The following is a 16,504-nucleotide window of genomic DNA, read 5'->3' on the forward strand; positions in this document are numbered from 1 at the left end:
GCATTCCCGCGGTGGCGGACGGCGGCGCGCGCGGCACGCCATCGTGCCGGCGGCTGGGCGCTGTCGTAGCCTCGAGCCGTGATCCTCGCCCACGACGACTCCGGCACCGGCCCCGCAGTCCTGCTGATCCACGCCGGCGTCGCCGACCGCCGCATGTGGGACCCCGTCGCCGGCGCCCTCGCACACGTCTTCCGCGTCGTCCGCCCCGACCTGCGCGGCCACGGTGATTCCCCGCTGCCCGGCGGCGAGTACGCCGACGCCGACGACCTGGCCGCCCTGCTGGACCACCTGGACGTGGCCGACGCCGTCGTCGTCGGGTCCTCGTTCGGCGGGCGCGTCGCGCTCGAGCTCGCCACCGCCCACCCCGCTCGCGTGCGCGAGCTCGTGCTGCTCAACCCCGACCACGAGGGAATCGAGACGACCGCCGCGGCCGAGACGTTCGACGACACCGAGGATCGGCTGCTCGCCGCCGGGGACGTGGAGGGCGCCGTGCGCCTCAACGTCGAGACCTGGCTCGGCCCCGAGGCCACCGAGTCCGTCCGGGCGGCGCTCGCCGTCATGCAGCGCCGCGCGTTCGAGGTCCAGCTGGCCGCCGACGCGAGCGACGACCCACCGCGTCCCCGCTCGCTGAGCGTGGACCTCGACGCCGTCGCCGTCCCCACGGTCGTGGTCAGTGGCGCGCACGACATGGACCGCTTCCGGCACGCCGCGGCCCACGTCGCCGCCGGCATCCGTGGCGCCGAGCTCGTCGAGCTCGACTGGGCCGGGCACCTGCCCGCGCTCGAGCGCCCCGACGCCGTGCAGGCGCTGCTGCTCGACGTGCTGCGCGACGACCCGACGGTCCACGCGCCCTGAGCGGTGAGCCCGGCGCGCGGCCAGTCGGGCGTGCAAACAGCGGCGAAACATCGCTGCGCCATGATGATCGCGTGATGATCACGGCGGAGTCCCCCGCGCGCGACGACGTGCGCGCCCTGCTCGACGAGCACCTGACGGACATGTTCGCGACCTCCCCGGCGGAGTCGGTGCACGCCCTGGACCACGCGGCACTGCTCGCGCCGTCGATCACCTTCCTCACCGCCCGGACGGCGGACGGCGAGCTGCTGGGCTGCGGGGCGATCAGCGAGCTCGCCGCCACCTCGGACGGCGTGGCGGGGCACGGTGAGCTGAAGTCCATGCGCACCGCCGGCACGGCACGGGGACGGGGGGTCGCGACGGCGGTGCTCGACCGGCTGCTCGAGACCGCGACCGAGCGCGGCTACGGCAGGGTCAGCCTGGAGACCGGGTCGGAGGACTACTTCGCACCGGCACGGCGGCTGTACGCGCGCCGCGGGTTCGTCGAGTGCGGCCCGTTCGCCGGGTATACCGCGGACCCGTTCAGCGTGTTCATGACGCTCGACCTGCCCGCGGCGACACCCTGCACGGCGCCGCACTAGGCTCGGTGCCATGGCCGGGCGACCTCCGGTGGTGACGACGAGCGTGCTCGACGCGCCGCGGTCGGTGCTGTGGCGGCACGCGACGTCGTTCGCCGGGATCGGAGCAGAGCTGTGGCCGTGGCTCGACATGACCACTCCGCGCGGGCTGCGGGCACGTCGCCTCGACGAGAACTCCGTGAGCGTTCCCCTCGGACGGAGCGTGCTGCTGCTGGGTGGGGTCCTGCCTGTCGAGTACGACGACATCGTGGTGGCCGAGCTCGAGCCCGGCCGCCGGTTCCTCGAACGCTCGTCGATGCTGACGTCGGGGCTCTGGGAGCACGAGCGGGTGCTCGAGGACGTGGGACCCGCGGCGAGCCAGGTCCGCGACACCGTCCGCTTCCGGCTGCGAGGCGCACTGCGACACGTGCCCGGCGTCGAGCACCTCGCCCGGTCGATGGTGACCGCCGTGTTCGCGCACCGGCACCGGCGCCTGCGCCGCCACTTCGGCGTCCCGGGCACAGCCAGACCGGCGGCACCGCCACCCGCGACGTCCCGACGACGCCGCAGGTCAGCGCCTCGCGCTGGGCGCTAGTGTCGGGCCATGGCCTACACGGAGAAGCGCAGTACCCGCGGCGGCGCGACCTCCTACGTCGGGCGGTTCCGCGTGGACGGCCGGTTGCGCAGCACGCGCGCTTTCCGGTCGCGGCGCGACGCCCTGGCCGAGGCACGCCGCGCCGAGGAGGCCGGCAAGCTCGGCACGTGGGTGGACCCGCGGGCGTCGGCGATCACCCTGGCCGAGTGGTTCGCCGACTGGCAGGCCGCGCGCGCGGACCGGGCACCGCGCACCGGCGAGAGCGAGCGTGAGAGGTTCCGCTCCCTGGTGGCGCCCACGTTCGGCAGCACGCCGCTGCGGCGCATCACGCACGACGACGTCGCCCGGTGGGCGGCGGGCATGTGCGCGCCGCGTACCGGGCAGGTGGCCTCACCGGCCCGACGACGCGACGCCGTGCGGCTGCTGGTCGCCCTGCTGGACGCTGCCGTCGACTCGCGCCGCCTGACGACCAATCCCGCGCGCACGCCGTCCGGCAAGGTGCCAGGTCTGCCGCGCGCACCGAAGACCAAGGCCCACCGGTATCTGAGCCACGAACAGCTGCGCCGCGTCGCGGACGCCGTCCGGTCCCACCAGGGGCGCACCCTCGTGCTGCTGGCCGGGCTCACCGGGTTGCGCTGGGGCGAGGTGTCCGCGCTGCGCGCCGGCGACGTCGACCTGCTGCGCCGGCGCATCGTCGTCGGGCGCGCCTACACCCGCCTGGACGACGGCACCCTGCTGCTCGGCGACACCAAGACCCACGCCCGCCGCGAGGTGCCCGTGCCCGGCGTCCTGCTCGACGACCTGTCCGTGGTGCTGGCGGCCCGGCCGCAGGGTCTGCTGTTCACCGGGCGCGACGGCGGCCCGTTGCGCCGCGAGAGCTTCGACCGCCACGCCTTCCGCCCGGCGGTGCGGGCCGCCGGCGGTGCGGTGACCACGTTGCAGGAGCTGCTCGGGGTGCCGGTCACCCGCCTCGTCGATGCCGCGACCCTCGACGCGGTGCGCCGCACCCAGGCCGGCGCCGGCCTGCCGGTGACCGGCGTCGTGGACGCCGCCACCTGGAGCGTCCTGGTCGAGGACGACCGGCAGCGGCGGGACGACCTGACCCGCGCGGCGAAGATCGCCCGGACGCACCGGTTGAGCGTCGCGGCCCGGCTGACGCTCGGTGCCGGGGCGGAGGACTTCGCGTCCCTGACCCTGCACGACCTGCGTCACACGGCGGCGTCCCTGGCCATCGCCGGCGGTGCGAGCGTCAAGGCCGTCCAGCGCATGCTCGGGCACGAGTCCCCGGTGCTCACCCTGCGCACCTACGCCGGTCTCTTCGAGGACGACCTCGACCGGTTGGGCGAGGCGATGTCGGCGCAGTTCGCAGCGCAGGACTTCGCACCCGGTGCTCACCAGACGCTCATCACCGAGGCTGGCATGACCGCCGGCGTCAGCATGTTGCGTCGCGCATAGCGCTCTGACCTGCATAAACACCGTCCCGAGCTGCATGTTGCCCATTACTGCGCACCCGCTTTGGAAAAGCGGGTGTTGGTAGACCATCTACCAGAGTAGGAGTAGTTTGCCCATACTTCTCCTATTCCTCCCAGCGGCAGGCGAGACGATGACCGAGACGATCGAGACGACCGAGGCCACAGAACCGGCGGTGCCAGCAGCCGGTCCGGCCGAGCACGAGACGCAGCAGGCGCCGGTCACCGCGCGCGACCGGGTGTACGCCGCCGCGGACGCTCTCGTGGCGGAGGACGCCGCGGTCACCGTGACGACCGTGCGCGAGCGCGCTGGCTGCTCCAACGCCGTCGCGACGACCTACCTGCGCCGCTGGCGCGCCGACCGGGCCGCGGCCGAGGCCGAGGCAGCACAGCTGCCCGCGCTCCCCCGCGGCGTCGGGCTGCTCGTCGAGCGAGGGGTCACGGCGCTGTGGGCCGAGGCGGTCCGGTCGGCCCGCACCGAGCACACCGCCGAGCTGGCCACCGCTCGCGAGCAGCTGGCCACCGCTCGCGACGACGCCGGCCGCCTGGCCGCTCTGCTGGACGGCGCCGAGGCCGAGCAGGCAGCCGTCCGGACCGACCTGGCGGCCACCCGCGCCGAGGCCGAGAACCTCGCTGCGCGGCTGGACGCGGCGACCACCGCGCGCGACGAGGCCCGGGCCGAGGCAGCCCAGGCCGTCGGGCGGGCCGCGGCGCTGGACGCGCAGCGGGACCAGGCCCGCACGGAGATCGCCGACCTGCGTGCCCGCCTCGCCGAGGCGGAGCGGGACCGCGCCGCACAGGCCGAGGCCCGCGCTCAGGCGCAGGGTGCGGCCGAGGGCACCCGCGAGGCGTTGGCCGAGGCCCGGGCCACGCTGGAGCGTGCCCGCGCCGCGAGCCTGCGTGCTCAGGAGGACCGGGTCCAGGCCGACGCCGAGCGCGCTGCCGCGCAGGCCGCGGTCGCGCGGCTCGAGGGCGAGACCGCTGCGCTGCGTGGAGAGCTGCAGGCCGCGCGGGAGCAGGCCACGCGGGCGGAGCGTGAGCGGGCCACCGAGGCGGCGGCCCGCGCCCAGGCCGAGGGCGAGGCGGCGGGGCTGCGCCAGGTGCTCGACGCCCGGCCCACCGACGCTCAGGATCGGGACTGATGGGCGCCCCGTACGCCGGCGGCCCGCAGCTCGACCGCCGGTTCGCCTGGCGCGGTCGCGAGATCGCCTGGACGGCGCTCGGGTCGGGCCCGCCGGTCGTGCTGTGCCACGGCACGCCGTGGTCCTCGTGGCTCTGGGCGCCGTACGCGCGCGCCCTGGCTGCCGAGTTCACCGTGCACCTGTGGGACATGCCCGGGTACGGCGCCTCGTCCAAGGCGCCCGAGCACGACGTCGACCTCGGCACCCAGGGACTGGCGTTCGCCGCGCTCCTGGACCACTGGGGCCTCGACTCGCCCCACGTCGTCGCCCACGACTACGGCGGCGCGGTGTCCCTGCGCGCCCACCTGCTGCACGGACGGCCGTACGCGTCGCTGTGCCTGGTCGACGTCGTCGCGCTGCGCCCGTGGGGCTCGCCGTACTTCTCCCTCGTGGCCGAGCACGCCGACACCTTCGGCCGGCTGCCGGCGCCCGTGCACCTCGGCGCGCTCGAGGCCTACGTCGCCGGCGCCAGCCACCGCGGGCTGCGCCCCGAGGACGTCGCGGCACTCCTCGATCCCTGGCGCGGCGCCGTCGGACAGGCCGCGTTCTACCGGCAGATCGCCCAGGCCGACGAACACTTCACTGCCGAGCTCGAACCGCTCCTCGGTGAGATCACCGTGCCCACGCACGTCATCTGGGGCGAGGAGGACGCCTGGATCCCCGCGGACCGGGCCGACCGGCTGGCCGCCGCGCTCGGCGGCAGCAGTGTCACGCTCGTGCCCGACGCCGGACACCTGATCCAGCTCGACGCGCCCGTCGCGCTGGCCACCGAGCTGCACCGGTGGCTGACGCGCGTCGGGGCAGCGCGCTGACCTGCTGTTCGAGGCTCAGTACCAGCTGGCCCGGGCGTGCTCGAAGATCAGGTTCGTCTCGGTCAGCGCGACGCCGGGGTTCGCCGACAGGTTCTCGATGACGAAGTCGTTCAGGCCGTCCGAGTCCGGGGCGGCGACGTGGATGAAGAAGTCGTGCGCGCCGCCCAGCAGGTAGACGTTCATCACGCCGGGCAGCTCGGCGAGCTCGTGCAGGAACGCCTTGAGCCGCGACCGGGCGCTGCCGTGCATCCGCACCGCGACGATCGCCTGCAGTGGGCGGCCCGCCAGCGCCGGGTCGACATCGGCGTGGAAGCCGCGCAGGACGCCTTCGTCCCGCAGGCGGCGAACCCGGGCCAGGCACGTCGACGGCGCGATCCCGACCCGCTGGGCGAGGGCGTTGTTGGCCAGGCGGGCGTCCTCGGCCAATGCCGCGAGCAGCCGATGGTCGACGTCGTCGAGACGCAGGGGCGCCACGGGGCGGCGCTCGAGGCCGGACTGCCCACCCACGCGCGTCCGAAGATCGTTCGATCGCGGCGCCGCACCTGGGCCGCCTGCTGAATCCTCTGGCACCATCTACCCAATCTACCGAACGATCTTCTGGCTTGTGGCGAGGACCCGAACTTCTGCTCCACACTGGTGGTGAGCGCGGTCACCACCCGGCGCACACCAGCACGCTCGTACCCCGAGCCACACCGAAGGCGGCACACCATGGACATCGCGGTCCCGAAGGAAGTCAAGAACCACGAGTACCGGGTAGCGATCACCCCGGCCGGGGTCCACGAGCTCACCGCCCGCCGCCACACCGTGCACGTGCAGTCGGGCGCCGGGCTCGGCGCCGGGGTGACCGACGAGGAGTACGCGTCCGCCGGAGCCGTCATCACCGACGACGCCGACTCCACCTGGGCCGCCGGGGAGATGGTGCTCAAGGTCAAGGAACCCGTGCCCGAGGAGTACCACCGCCTGCGTGAGGACCAGGTGCTGTTCACCTACCTCCACCTCGCGGCGGACAAGGCGCTCACCGAGGAGCTGCTGGCCCGCCGCGTCACCGCCGTCGCCTACGAGACCGTCCAGACGCCCACCGGCTCCCTGCCGCTGCTGGCCCCCATGTCCGAGGTCGCCGGCCGGCTCGCCACCCAGGTCGGCGCCGCCACCCTGCTCAAGGCCGCCGGCGGCCGCGGCGTCCTGCTCGGCGGCGTCCCGGGCGTCGCTGCCGGGCACGTCGTCATCATCGGCGCCGGTGTGTCCGGCATGAACGCCGCCCGCATCGCCGTCGGCATGGGTGCCCGGGTCACCCTGCTGGACACCGACGCCGACGTCCTGCGCGCCGCGGACCGCGAGCTCGACGGGCGGGTGCAGACGCTCGCCTCGAACCGCCTCACCCTCACCCACGCCGTCTTGGACGCCGACCTCGTCATCGGCGCCGTCCTGGTCGCGGGCGCCAGGGCACCCGTGCTCGTCCCGGACGACCTCGTCTCCCGCATGCGGCCCGGCTCCGTGCTCGTCGACATCGCCATCGACCAGGGCGGTTGCTTCGAGGGCTCCCGCCCCACGACGCACGAGCACCCCACCTACGGCGTGCACGAGTCCGTCTTCTACTGTGTCGCCAACATGCCCGGCGCCGTGCCGCGCACCTCCACGTACGCCCTGACCAACGTCACCCTCTCCTACACCGTCGCGCTCGCCGACCACGGATGGCGCGACGCGCTGCGTGCCGACCCGACGCTCGCCCACGGCCTCAACACCTACGACGGCGCGGTCACCCAGCCTGGCGTGGCCGATGCCCACGGCCTCGAGACCGTGCCCGTCAGCGACGTCCTGTGACGACACCGCCGGCACGACGTCGCGGCGGCAGCGGCACCCGGTCCAGGTCGGCTGCCACCGTCACCTCGCCGTCGAACACCTCGCGGGCCTCCCGCTCGAAGGCGAGCGGCAGCTCGGCCGGTTCGGCGTAGCGCTGGGAGAAGTGCGTCAGCACGAGGTGGCGCACCCCGGCGCTCGCGGCCACCGACGCCGCCTGGCGGCACGTCAGGTGCGCGAACCGCTCGGCGAGCGCGACGTCGCGGTGCAGGAACGTCGACTCGATGACCAGCAGGTCCACGCCGTCGGCCAGGTCGTGGACCGCGTCGCACAGGCGCGTGTCCATGATGAAGGCCACCGACTGCCCGGGGCGCGGCACGCTGACCTCCGCCCGGCGCACGACGCGCCCGTCCGGCATGTCGAGGACGCCGTCGCGGCGGAGGCGACCGACGTCGGGACCGAGCGTCACGCCGGCCGCTGCGAGGGCCGCCGGGTCGAACGAGACACCGTCCGGCTCGTCGAGGCGGTAGCCGACCGCGTCGATCCGGTGGTCCAGGGCGCGGGCCGTGAGCACGGAGGCGTCGGCGGGGGTGACCTCGGTTGGGGGTGATCCGCGCTCGCCCACCACGCGCGGGACGACGACGGCGCCGTCGGCCGGTGGCAGGGGCTGCAGCGCGAGCCTCCCGCGGTGGTCGTACGCGCTGGCCTCCACCAGGTTGCGCACCCAGGGTTCGCCTGATGCCGGGAACGACACCGCGACGGTGTGCTTGACGTTGTCGCCGGAGATGCGCTGTACCACGCCGGCGAGCCCGAGGGAGTGGTCCCCGTGCAGGTGCGTGATCGCGATGCGGCTCAGGTCGGTGGCGGACACCCCGGCCAGGGTCATCTGGCGCTGGGTGCCCTCACCCGGGTCGAAGAGGATGGCGTCGTCGTCGAAGAACAGGACGTACCCGTTGTGGTTGCGGGTGCGGGTGGGCACCATGCTCGCGGTGCCCAGGACGACGAGCTCGCGTCGGGTCATGCGTGGCCGGTCAGGAGGCCAGGGCGTGCCCCACGGCGCGGACCAGGCCGGTGGTGCTCACCGCGCCGCGCCGGTACCGGTCGGCCGCCGCGGCCAGCGCCTCGGCCACCTGCGGGCGTACCCCGGCGAGCTCGGGGCGCCACACGTCGCGGTCGAAGACGGCGGTGCGTCGTGCCGGGCCGCGGCGCAGGCGTCCGGACACCGGCGGGACCGTCGCGGTGGCGGTCGCCTTCTGACGTGCCGGCATGGGGCCCCGGTACCGGGCGCCCGGGTTCCAGCGCTGGTCAGGGTGGGTACGGCCGTCGTCGGTCATGGCCCCATCCTCCCGCTCGGAGCCTGCGTCGCGCAACCGGTCGGGGCGGTCGGCGTCAGGCGTCCGGGAAGCCCTGGGGGTTGGCCGACTGCCAGCGCCAGGTGTCGGCGCACATGTCGTCGATCGACCTCTCGGCGCGCCAGCCCAGCTCGGTCTGGGCGCGGGTGGGGTCGGCCCAGAACGCGGGCAGGTCGCCGGCCCGGCGCGGCCCGACCTCGTAGGGCAGCTCGCGCCCGACCGCGCGCTCGAAGGCGCGCAGCATCTGCAGGACCGAGGTGCCGGTGCCGGTGCCGAGGTTGAACGCCCGCACGGGGGTGGCCATCGAGTCCAGGTGCTCCAGGGCGGCCACGTGCCCGGCGGCGAGATCCTCCACGTGCAGGTAGTCGCGCTCGCAGGTGCCGTCGACGGTCGGGTAGTCGTCGCCGAACACCGTCAGCTTCTCGCGCCGGCCGACGGCGACCTGGGCAATGAACGGCATGAGGTTGTTCGGGATGCCCTGGGGGTCCTCGCCGATCTGGCCCGACGGGTGCGCGCCGACCGGGTTGAAGTAGCGCAGCAGGGCGATGCGCAGACCGTCGGTCGCGGCGGCGACGTCGGACATGATGCGTTCGATCATGACCTTCGTCTGCCCGTAGGGCGAGGAGGACGACAGGTGCTCGTAGTCCTCGTGGTACGGCACAGGAGCCTGCTCGCCGTAGACCGTGGCCGAGGAGGAGAACACGAGCCGGTGCACGTCGTGGCGCCGCATCGCCTCGAGCAGCGACAGTGTGGAGTCGATGTTGTTGCGGTAGTACTCCAGCGGCTTGGCGACCGACTCCCCCACCGCCTTCAGGCCGGCGAAGTGGATCACGGCGTCGATGCGTTCGTGGGCGAACAGCAGGTCGGTCTTGTCGGCGTCGGTCAGGTCGATCGCGTGGACCGGCACGTGCGTCCCGGACAGCGACTCGAGCCGGCCGATCACGCTGGGCTTGGCGTTGGAGAAGTCGTCGACCACGACGACGTCGTGCCCGGAGGCGACCAAGGAGAGGACGGTGTGGGAGCCGATGTACCCGGCGCCGCCGGAGACGAGAACGCGCATGAGCCCGAGCGTACCCGGGCCGCGGTATCGGCCCGGGTAGAGATCACCACGCGGACGGCTGCCTCCGGCTCAGCGGCCGAGCAGGTCGGAGAAGCTCGGGGCGTCGGCGAACGGGTCCGGCTGCTCCCCGCGCGGCTCCCGGCGGCCCATCGCGGTGGCCAGCTCGCGGCCGGCGCGGGCGATGCGCTGCGCCAGCGCGCCGGTGCTGCCGTCACCGCGCGCGCCGTCGGCCGGGCCGCCCGCCCAGTCGGCGGTCGCGGCGAACACGGACGTGGGCACCACGTCGGCGTGCAGGTAGGCCAGCAGCGGGCGCAGCGCGTACTCGAGCGCCAGGGTGTGACGCTCGGTGCCGCCGGTCGCGCCGAGCAGCACAGGGACGCCCGTCAGCGCGGCCGGGTCGAGGATGTCGGCGAACGACTTGAACAGTCCCGAGTAGCTGGCGGTGAACACCGGAGTCACCGCGACCAGACCGTCGGCCTGCTCGACGTGCTGCACCGCCTCGGCCAGGTCGCCCGAGGCGAAGCCTGTGAGCATCGCGTCGACGATCGCGTGCGCGTGGTCGCGCAGCTCGACGACCTCGACGCGGACCGGCAGGCCGGCCAGCTGGAGCTCGTCGGTGGTCGCGGTGGCGAGCCGGTCGGCCAGCAGCCGGGTCGAGGACGGCTGGGACAGGCCTGCCGTCACCACGGTGAGCAGACGGTCGGTGCTCATGCGCGTGCTCCTTCGGCGAGAGTTCCGGTCACGTCGTCGACGCCGTCGCCCACGTGGGTCGCGGCGGTCCGGCCGGCGGCCCGTGCGGCGGTGACGCGCTCGGCGTGCGTGGGCGGGTTCAGCGGGACGTCGGCGGCGGGGCGCTTGGCCTCGACGATCTTGCGCAGCTCGGGCACGACCTCGCCGGCCAGCAGGTCGATCTGCTCCAGGACGGTCTTCAGCGGCAGCCCCGCGTGGTCGATGAGGAACATCTGGCGCTGGTAGTAGCCGACGTCGTCGACGAACGACGCGTACCGGTCGATGACCTGCTGCGGCGAGCCGACGGTCAGCGGCGTCTGCGCGGAGAAGTCCTCGAGCGACGGGCCGTGGCCGTAGACGGGCGCCACGTCGAAGTAGGGACGGAACTGCCGGACGGCCTCCTGGCTGTTGCGGTGCAGGAAGACCTGCCCGCCGAGGCCGACGATCGCCTGGTCGGCGCGCCCGTGGCCGTGGTGCTCGTAGCGCTGGCGGTAGAACCGGACCATCTGGCGGGTGTGGTGCATCGGCCAGAAGATGTTGTTGTGCAGGAACCCGTCGCCGTAGTACGCGGCCTGCTCGGCGATCTCGGGCGAGCGGATCGAGCCGTGCCAGACGAACGGAGGGATGCCGTCGAGCGGGCGCGGCGTGGCGGTGAAGCCCTGCAGCGGCGTGCGGAACGTGCCCTCCCAGTCCACGACGTCCTCGGTCCACAGCCGGCGCAGCAGGGCGTAGTTCTCGACCGCCAGCGGGATGCCGTTGCGGATGTCCTGGCCGAACCAGGGGTAGACCGGGCCGGTGTTGCCGCGCCCCATCATCAGGTCCATGCGTCCCTCGGAGATCACCTGGAGCATCGCGTACTCCTCGGCCAGGCGCACCGGGTCGTTGGTGGTGATGAGCGTCGTCGCGGTGGACAGCGTGATGTTCTTGGTCACCCCGGCCAGATAGCCGAGCATCGTCGTCGGGCTGGACGCGACGAACGGCGGGTTGTGGTGCTCACCCGTGGCGAAGACGTCCAGGCCGGCGGCGTCGGCGTGCTGGGCGATGGTCAGCATGGACCGCACACGCTCGGTGTCGTCGGGCGTCCGGCCGGTCGTCGGGTCGGGCGTGACGTCGGAGACGGAGAAGATGCCGAACTGCACGATGACTCCCAGGATCGCAGGTTCATGCGTTTGCATGTATCGAGGGGCTCAACCTGCCCCTGTCCACGATTGTTCCCGACGAGGCCGCGCTCGCGACGCCCGAGGGCGTGACGTCACCCACAACCGTCACCCTGGAGCCGTTCTCGACTTGCGTGCCGGGCCCGCGCTGGCCAGCCTTGACCTGCACCGGGCATCGACCGGTACGAGCCGGTACGCTTCACCGGTTCTTCACGCACGCGCGGAACAACCACCGTCAGGCGGGCGTTGGAGAACAAGGCCCCTAACCCATCGACCTGTGGAGGACGACATGCCCGACCGCTCCCTGCGCGGCATGAGCATCGGCAGCAAGAGCATGGAGTCCGACGAGGGCGTGGACTTCGCCCCGCGGTTCCAGGCTCACTACGACTGCCCCAACGGCCACACCATCATCCTGCCGTTCTCCACCGAGGCCGAGGTCCCCCCGCTGTGGGAGTGCCAGTGCGGTGGCGAGGCGCTGCTGCGTGACGCGGAGCGCCCCGAGGCCAAGCCGACCAAGCCGCAGCGCACCCACTGGGACATGCTGCTCGAGCGTCGTTCCGTCTCCGAGCTCGAAGAGCTGCTCGACGAGCGCCTGGAGCTGCTGCGCGCCGGCAAGCTGCGCCGCTCCGCCTGATTCACCAGGCTCGGGCAGGACCACGAACCGCCTGAGCCCGGCCCGCGCCGAGGCCGTCTCCCGCACGGGAGGCGGCCTTTCGTGCGTACGGGCTCCAGGTACCCCTCAAGACCGGCCCGACCGGCCGCGCAGCTGGGACCATCGGTGCCGCACGCCCCACAGCGTCACCTTCGTCAGAGCCTCGGCGACGATCGACCGCGACATCTTCGAGACCCCGGCCGTCCGTTCGACGAACGTGATCGGCACCTCCGCCACCGCTCCCCCGCCACGCAGCACCCGCCAGGTCATGTCCACCTGGAAGCAGTACCCGTGCGACTCGACCGCCGCCAGGTCGACCGCCTGCAGCGTCCTCGCGCGAAAGGCCCGGTACCCGCCCGTGGCGTCCCGCACGCCAATGCCGAGCGCCCCGCGGACATAGGTGTTGCCGGCCCGCGAGAGCAGCATCCGGTGCCACGGCCAGTTGACGACCCGGCCACCAGGCACCCAACGAGACCCGATCACCAGGTCCGGCTCGTCGTCGGCCGCCAGCCGGTCGAGCAGCCGCACGAGCTCCTCGGGTCGGTGCGAGCCGTCCGCGTCCATCTCGCACAGCACCTCGTACCCACGCTCCAGCCCCCAGCCGAACCCGGCGACGTATGCCGCCCCGAGACCGCCCTTGCCTGCACGGTGCAGCACGTGCACCCGGTCGTCGTCGGCGGCGATGCGCTCGGCGAGCTCACCGGTGCCGTCCGGGGACGCGTCGTCCACCACCAGGACGTCGACGTCGGGTGCGCAGGCCCGCACCTGGTCGAGCAGCACCGGCAACGACTCCCGCTCGTCGTACGTCGGCACGATCACCAGCGTCCTCATCGACCATCCCGGGAGCCTCGGCGCTCGCGGACCGCGGCAACCAGGCCCGTAGCGGCCAGCGCGACGCCGAGCGCGCTGACGACCCAGCCCGGCCAGTAGCCCGCCTGCACGGCCGGCGTCAGCGTGGTGCGCAGCGGCAGCGCGGCGACGAGCTGGTCGGCCGTGAACAGCTCGGTCGTGGCCACCAGCGACCCGTCCGGGGTGACGACCCCGGAGACCCCGACGGTGGAGACCTGCACGGCGGCACGGCCGGTGGAGATCGCCTGCATCCGTGTCATGGCGAGCTGCTGGGTCGACTCGGCGGTGTCGCCGAACGAGGCGTTGTTGGTCGGGACGACGATGAGCTGGGCACCACGGGCCACGGCGTCACGGACGATCTCGTCGTAGGCGACCTCGAAGCAGATGATGGTCGCCATCGGCACGGTCGAGCCGTCGTCGCGCGTCAGCTCCACCACGGCGGGCTCGGTCCCGGGCAGCATGTCGTTCGTGACGCGGTCGACCTGGTCGGAGAAGACCCGGACGAAGCTGCGCAGCGGGATGTACTCGCCGAACGGCGCGGGGTGCTGCTTGGCGTACCTGCCGGTGACTCCCTGGCCGGCCTGCCACAGCAGCGAGACGTTGTAGCGCCCACCCGTGGCGGGATACTCCTGGGCACCCACGAGGATCGGTGCGTCGACGGCGGTGGCGGCGGCGTCGAGCGCGTCGGCCACGTCGCGCGCCTCCTGCGGGTCCAGGTCGGAGCCGTTCTCCGGCCAGAGCACGACGTCGAGGTCCTCGCCGCGGCCGGCCAGCGCGTACGTCCCGTCGAGGTGGTTGTTCAGCACCTCGGCCCGGTTCGCGAAGGATCCCAGGCCTGGTTCGGTGACGTTGCCCTGCACCGCGCCGGCGAGCAGGACGGGCCCGTCGGTCTCGTGCGTGGCGACGTCGGCGTCCACGACGGCATCGCCCAGGTCGGAGGTCGCGACCGAGTCCGGCGGCTGCGGCCCGGACGGCAGCGGCAGCAGCGCGGGCCAGAGCATGACCAGGGCCGCCGCGCCGAGGAGGACGGCCGCGGGCAGCAGGGCGCGAGCGCGGGACGACGCCGCTGCGTGGGCGCGCAGCACGGCGAGGGCACGCCCCACGGCCAGAGCGGCCAGGACGCCGGCGAAGGCGACGAGCAGCGAGACGAGGGTGGTGCCGCCCAGCCAGGCGGCCCGCCCGGTCGGGGCGTCGACCATGGTCCAGGCCAGGCGGCCCCACGGGAAGCCCCCGAAGGGCACCTCCGCACGCCACTGCTCGACGGCGACGAGCACCACGGCGAACGTGGCGGCGTGCCCGATGGCTCGTGCCGTCGACCGGGTCGGCCCCGTGCCGCCCACCGGACGCGCCCACGGCACCCGCCGTGCCCAGGTCCACAACGCACCGAGCAGCGCGCCGAAGCCCGCCTGCAGGATGGACAGGGCCAGCCACGGGACGGTGTCGGTGGCGTAGTTCGCCCACCAGATGTGCGGGAGCCAGAAGGTCAGCATCGCGACGAACCCGACCAGGGCGTTCCACGCCGCCGCGCGGCGACCGTCGCGACGCAGCGCCGCGTACAGCAGCCCGACCGCGACGAACGCCAGGGGCCAGGCCTCGACGTCGGGGAAGGCGGCCCACAGGCAGCCGCCGGAGGCGACGGCCAGCAGGAGGGTCATCGGGCGCGAGGTCCAACCTGCGGTGTGCACCGCGCGCGCGGGCGCCGGGTCGGCGGGGGTGGCGGGGCGTGTCATGGTCGTCACCGGTTCAGGCGTCGATCGCGTCGAACAGCACGACGCCGTCGCGCACGGTGCGCAGGCACTGCGGTGTTGGTGCGTCGGGTGACAGGTCGGGCAGCAGCGGCTGGCCGGAGCGTGCCTCAGGGTTCCACTGGGACAGCCGGCCGGGGGCGGCCTGGACGGTGAGCCGGTCGGCACGCCAGACGGCCAGGTGCGCGGGCGCCCCGACGCGGAGCTCGCCCGCACCGGTGTGGTCGAGTCCTGCCAGTCGCCACCCTCCGCGGGAGTGCGCGCGGAACGCGGCACGGGCACTGATCCGTTGCGAGGGGTCGGCGTGGCTGATCGCACCGCGCACGGCCTGCCAGGGGTCCAGGGGGGTCACCGGGGAGTCGGAGCCGAAGGCCAGCGGTACCCCGGCACCGGCGAGGTCGGCGAACGGTGACAGGCTCGAGGCGCGCGGGCCACCCAGACGGGTGGCGTACATCCCCTCCGGCCCGCCCCAGGTGGTGTCGAAGGCGGGCTGGATCGACAGGGCCATGCCGTACAGCAGGAGTGCTGCCAAGGCGCCGGCGTCGACGAGCATGGCGTGCTCGACGCGATGGTGCCCCGCGCGCAGCAACCCGGCGTCGGCCAGTCCGGCGGCCGTCTCGAGGCCGTGCACGAGCTCGTCCATGGCGCGGTCGCCGATGACGTGGAAGCTGCCCTGCAGCCCGGCCTCGGAACAGGCGACCAGGTGAGCGGCGATCTGGTCGGCCGAGAGGTACAGCCGGCCGTTGGTGGAGGTGCCGGACGGGGCCGGGAACGGGAGGTCCGCGTAGGCCGAACGCATGGCGGCGGTGCGTGAGCCGATCGTCCCGTCGACGGTCAGGTCGCCACCGAGACCGGTGAGGAACGGCATCTCGGCCTGCAGGGTGCGCGCGTCCTCGGCCGACCCGCACAGCTCACCGCGATAGGCGACGACGTGCGGCAGCGGCTCGCCGGGGTCGGCGGCCAGGGTCATCAGCTCGGTCAGGCCAGCACGGGTGTCGACGTGCGGGGCGCTCATCTCGTGCACCGACACGATGCCGCGGGAGGCCGCCGCACGCAACGCCTGCCGGTAGGCGCGCGAGCGCCGCGCGGGGCTGACCTCGTGGGCGGCACGTGCTCGCACGGACGCCTCGCCGGTGAGGAGTCCGGAGCCGTCCCAGGACGGGTCCCGGTCGAGGCCCGTCGCGGCGGCGAAGGACGACGAGACCAGCGTGGTGTGGCCGTCGACGCGCACCGCGATCGTGGGACGGCCACCGGTGGCGGCGTCGAGCTCGCTCAGGTACGGGGCCCGGCCGGCGGGCCAGGCGTGCTCGTCCCAGCCGTTGGCGAGCAGCACCTCGCTGCCGCCGGGGTCGGCGGCCTCGAGACGCCGTGCACCGGCCGCCAGCGCCTCCAGCGCGGCCGGCAGGTCACCGACAGCAGCGGGGCTCAGGTCGACGGCCTCGAGGGCGAGCCCCGTCTCGAGGGTGTGCACGTGGGCGTCGACGAACCCAGGGGTCACCAGCGCACCGTCGAGGTCGACCACGTGGTCGGCGCGAGCGGCCAGCCCGGCTGCGGTGTCCTCGGCGCCGAGCCATGCCACGACGCCGTCGTCGACGAGGATCGCCTCGGCGAACGGGTCCGCGGCGGAGTGGACGACGCCGTTGCGGTACAGGGTGGAGGTCACGGCCGAAAGCCTAGAGCACCGGGACGCCCGGCTG

17 protein-coding genes are annotated in these 16,504 nt (G+C 73.8%); 8 read left to right on the forward strand and 9 right to left on the reverse strand.

Translation table 11 applies throughout. The features are described from left to right. Positions 1 to 78 precede the first annotated feature (78 nt). The 6 genes from PZC42_RS09255 to PZC42_RS09280 all read left to right on the forward strand — a co-directional run bounded on the left by PZC42_RS09255 (position 79) and on the right by PZC42_RS09280 (position 5,466). Positions 79 to 855 carry an alpha/beta fold hydrolase gene (locus tag PZC42_RS09255; protein WP_277210307.1) on the forward strand — a complete coding sequence of 259 codons (777 nt, stop codon included), beginning with the start codon at positions 79 to 81 and terminating at the stop codon, positions 853 to 855. A gap of 74 nt (positions 856 to 929) precedes the next feature. Then, positions 930 to 1,433: a GNAT family N-acetyltransferase gene (locus PZC42_RS09260; RefSeq protein WP_277210753.1), complete on the forward strand. Its 504-nt coding sequence runs from the start codon at positions 930 to 932 to the stop codon at positions 1,431 to 1,433. 10 nt (positions 1,434 to 1,443) lie between these two features. Then, on the forward strand, positions 1,444 to 2,004 hold the full coding sequence (locus tag PZC42_RS09265; protein WP_277210309.1) for an Rv1443c family protein: 561 nt from the start codon (positions 1,444 to 1,446) through the stop codon (positions 2,002 to 2,004). Positions 2,005 to 2,013: 9 nt separating this feature from the next. After that, positions 2,014 to 3,459, forward strand: coding sequence for a site-specific integrase (locus tag PZC42_RS09270; RefSeq protein WP_277210311.1), 1,446 nt, complete (start codon positions 2,014 to 2,016; stop codon positions 3,457 to 3,459). A gap of 148 nt (positions 3,460 to 3,607) precedes the next feature. Beyond that, positions 3,608 to 4,615, forward strand: coding sequence for a DNA-binding protein (locus PZC42_RS09275; protein WP_277210313.1), 1,008 nt, complete (start codon positions 3,608 to 3,610; stop codon positions 4,613 to 4,615). Then, positions 4,615 to 5,466: an alpha/beta fold hydrolase gene (locus tag PZC42_RS09280; protein ID WP_277210315.1), complete on the forward strand. Its 852-nt coding sequence runs from the start codon at positions 4,615 to 4,617 to the stop codon at positions 5,464 to 5,466. Before PZC42_RS09275 ends, PZC42_RS09280 begins: the two co-directional genes overlap by 1 nt. A gap of 15 nt (positions 5,467 to 5,481) precedes the next feature. Here PZC42_RS09280 and PZC42_RS09285 read toward each other — a convergent pair whose 3' ends face one another. Next, on the reverse strand, positions 5,482 to 5,973 hold the full coding sequence (locus tag PZC42_RS09285; RefSeq protein ID WP_277210317.1) for an Lrp/AsnC family transcriptional regulator: 492 nt from the start codon (positions 5,971 to 5,973) through the stop codon (positions 5,482 to 5,484). Positions 5,974 to 6,174: 201 nt separating this feature from the next. On the opposite strand from PZC42_RS09285, the gene ald reads away from it, so the two are divergent. After that, on the forward strand, positions 6,175 to 7,287 hold the full coding sequence (ald, locus tag PZC42_RS09290) for an alanine dehydrogenase (protein WP_277210319.1): 1,113 nt from the start codon (positions 6,175 to 6,177) through the stop codon (positions 7,285 to 7,287). On the opposite strand, the gene PZC42_RS09295 is transcribed toward ald, so the two are convergent. The 5 genes from PZC42_RS09295 to PZC42_RS09315 all read right to left on the reverse strand — a co-directional run bounded on the left by PZC42_RS09295 (position 7,271) and on the right by PZC42_RS09315 (position 11,543). Further along, positions 7,271 to 8,284 carry a ribonuclease Z gene (locus PZC42_RS09295; protein WP_277210321.1) on the reverse strand — a complete coding sequence of 338 codons (1,014 nt, stop codon included), beginning with the start codon at positions 8,282 to 8,284 and terminating at the stop codon, positions 7,271 to 7,273. The two genes, ald and PZC42_RS09295, sit on opposite strands and share 17 nt — an antisense overlap. A gap of 10 nt (positions 8,285 to 8,294) precedes the next feature. Next, positions 8,295 to 8,597, reverse strand: a complete 303-nt coding sequence (locus PZC42_RS09300) for a hypothetical protein (RefSeq protein WP_277210323.1) — start codon at positions 8,595 to 8,597, stop codon at positions 8,295 to 8,297. A gap of 55 nt (positions 8,598 to 8,652) precedes the next feature. Then, positions 8,653 to 9,675 carry a UDP-glucose 4-epimerase GalE gene (galE, locus tag PZC42_RS09305; RefSeq protein WP_277210325.1) on the reverse strand — a complete coding sequence of 341 codons (1,023 nt, stop codon included), beginning with the start codon at positions 9,673 to 9,675 and terminating at the stop codon, positions 8,653 to 8,655. Positions 9,676 to 9,744: 69 nt separating this feature from the next. After that, on the reverse strand, positions 9,745 to 10,386 hold the full coding sequence (locus tag PZC42_RS09310) for an FMN reductase (RefSeq protein WP_277210327.1): 642 nt from the start codon (positions 10,384 to 10,386) through the stop codon (positions 9,745 to 9,747). Further along, positions 10,383 to 11,543: an LLM class flavin-dependent oxidoreductase gene (locus PZC42_RS09315; protein WP_277210755.1), complete on the reverse strand. Its 1,161-nt coding sequence runs from the start codon at positions 11,541 to 11,543 to the stop codon at positions 10,383 to 10,385. The genes PZC42_RS09310 and PZC42_RS09315 overlap by 4 nt, the downstream gene beginning before the upstream one ends. A gap of 307 nt (positions 11,544 to 11,850) precedes the next feature. Between PZC42_RS09315 and PZC42_RS09320 the strand changes: the two genes are divergently transcribed. After that, positions 11,851 to 12,195, forward strand: a complete 345-nt coding sequence (locus PZC42_RS09320) for an RNA polymerase-binding protein RbpA (protein WP_106269305.1) — start codon at positions 11,851 to 11,853, stop codon at positions 12,193 to 12,195. A gap of 105 nt (positions 12,196 to 12,300) precedes the next feature. Here PZC42_RS09320 and PZC42_RS09325 read toward each other — a convergent pair whose 3' ends face one another. Genes PZC42_RS09325 through PZC42_RS09335 form a run of 3 tightly spaced genes read right to left on the reverse strand, consistent with a single transcriptional unit; the run spans position 12,301 to position 16,470 of the window. Further along, positions 12,301 to 13,044: a polyprenol monophosphomannose synthase gene (locus PZC42_RS09325; RefSeq protein ID WP_277210331.1), complete on the reverse strand. Its 744-nt coding sequence runs from the start codon at positions 13,042 to 13,044 to the stop codon at positions 12,301 to 12,303. Next, positions 13,041 to 14,792 carry an apolipoprotein N-acyltransferase gene (lnt, locus tag PZC42_RS09330; protein ID WP_277210333.1) on the reverse strand — a complete coding sequence of 584 codons (1,752 nt, stop codon included), beginning with the start codon at positions 14,790 to 14,792 and terminating at the stop codon, positions 13,041 to 13,043. Before lnt ends, PZC42_RS09325 begins: the two co-directional genes overlap by 4 nt. A 13-nt stretch (positions 14,793 to 14,805) precedes the next feature. Further along, positions 14,806 to 16,470, reverse strand: a complete 1,665-nt coding sequence (locus tag PZC42_RS09335) for an amidohydrolase (RefSeq protein WP_277210334.1) — start codon at positions 16,468 to 16,470, stop codon at positions 14,806 to 14,808. Between the last annotated feature and the right edge of the window lie 34 nt (positions 16,471 to 16,504).

This window comes from Isoptericola croceus, from assembly GCF_029382255.1.
Lineage (GTDB): Bacteria > Actinomycetota > Actinomycetes > Actinomycetales > Cellulomonadaceae > Isoptericola > Isoptericola croceus.

Excerpts from the sequence above, each read along its gene's own strand:
- PZC42_RS09260 (WP_277210753.1), top strand. The coding sequence starts at position 930 with ATGATCACGGCGGAGTCCCCCGCGCGCGACGACGTGCGCGCCCTGCTC.
- PZC42_RS09265 (WP_277210309.1), top strand. The coding sequence starts at position 1,444 with ATGGCCGGGCGACCTCCGGTGGTGACGACGAGCGTGCTCGACGCGCCG.
- PZC42_RS09270 (WP_277210311.1), top strand. The coding sequence starts at position 2,014 with ATGGCCTACACGGAGAAGCGCAGTACCCGCGGCGGCGCGACCTCCTAC.
- PZC42_RS09275 (WP_277210313.1), top strand. The coding sequence starts at position 3,608 with ATGACCGAGACGATCGAGACGACCGAGGCCACAGAACCGGCGGTGCCA.
- PZC42_RS09280 (WP_277210315.1), top strand. The coding sequence starts at position 4,615 with ATGGGCGCCCCGTACGCCGGCGGCCCGCAGCTCGACCGCCGGTTCGCC.
- ald (WP_277210319.1), top strand. The coding sequence starts at position 6,175 with ATGGACATCGCGGTCCCGAAGGAAGTCAAGAACCACGAGTACCGGGTA.
- PZC42_RS09295 (WP_277210321.1), bottom strand. The coding sequence starts at position 8,284 with ATGACCCGACGCGAGCTCGTCGTCCTGGGCACCGCGAGCATGGTGCCC.
- PZC42_RS09300 (WP_277210323.1), bottom strand. The coding sequence starts at position 8,597 with ATGACCGACGACGGCCGTACCCACCCTGACCAGCGCTGGAACCCGGGC.
- galE (WP_277210325.1), bottom strand. The coding sequence starts at position 9,675 with ATGCGCGTTCTCGTCTCCGGCGGCGCCGGGTACATCGGCTCCCACACC.
- PZC42_RS09310 (WP_277210327.1), bottom strand. The coding sequence starts at position 10,386 with ATGAGCACCGACCGTCTGCTCACCGTGGTGACGGCAGGCCTGTCCCAG.
- PZC42_RS09320 (WP_106269305.1), top strand. The coding sequence starts at position 11,851 with ATGCCCGACCGCTCCCTGCGCGGCATGAGCATCGGCAGCAAGAGCATG.
- PZC42_RS09325 (WP_277210331.1), bottom strand. The coding sequence starts at position 13,044 with ATGAGGACGCTGGTGATCGTGCCGACGTACGACGAGCGGGAGTCGTTG.
- lnt (WP_277210333.1), bottom strand. The coding sequence starts at position 14,792 with ATGACACGCCCCGCCACCCCCGCCGACCCGGCGCCCGCGCGCGCGGTG.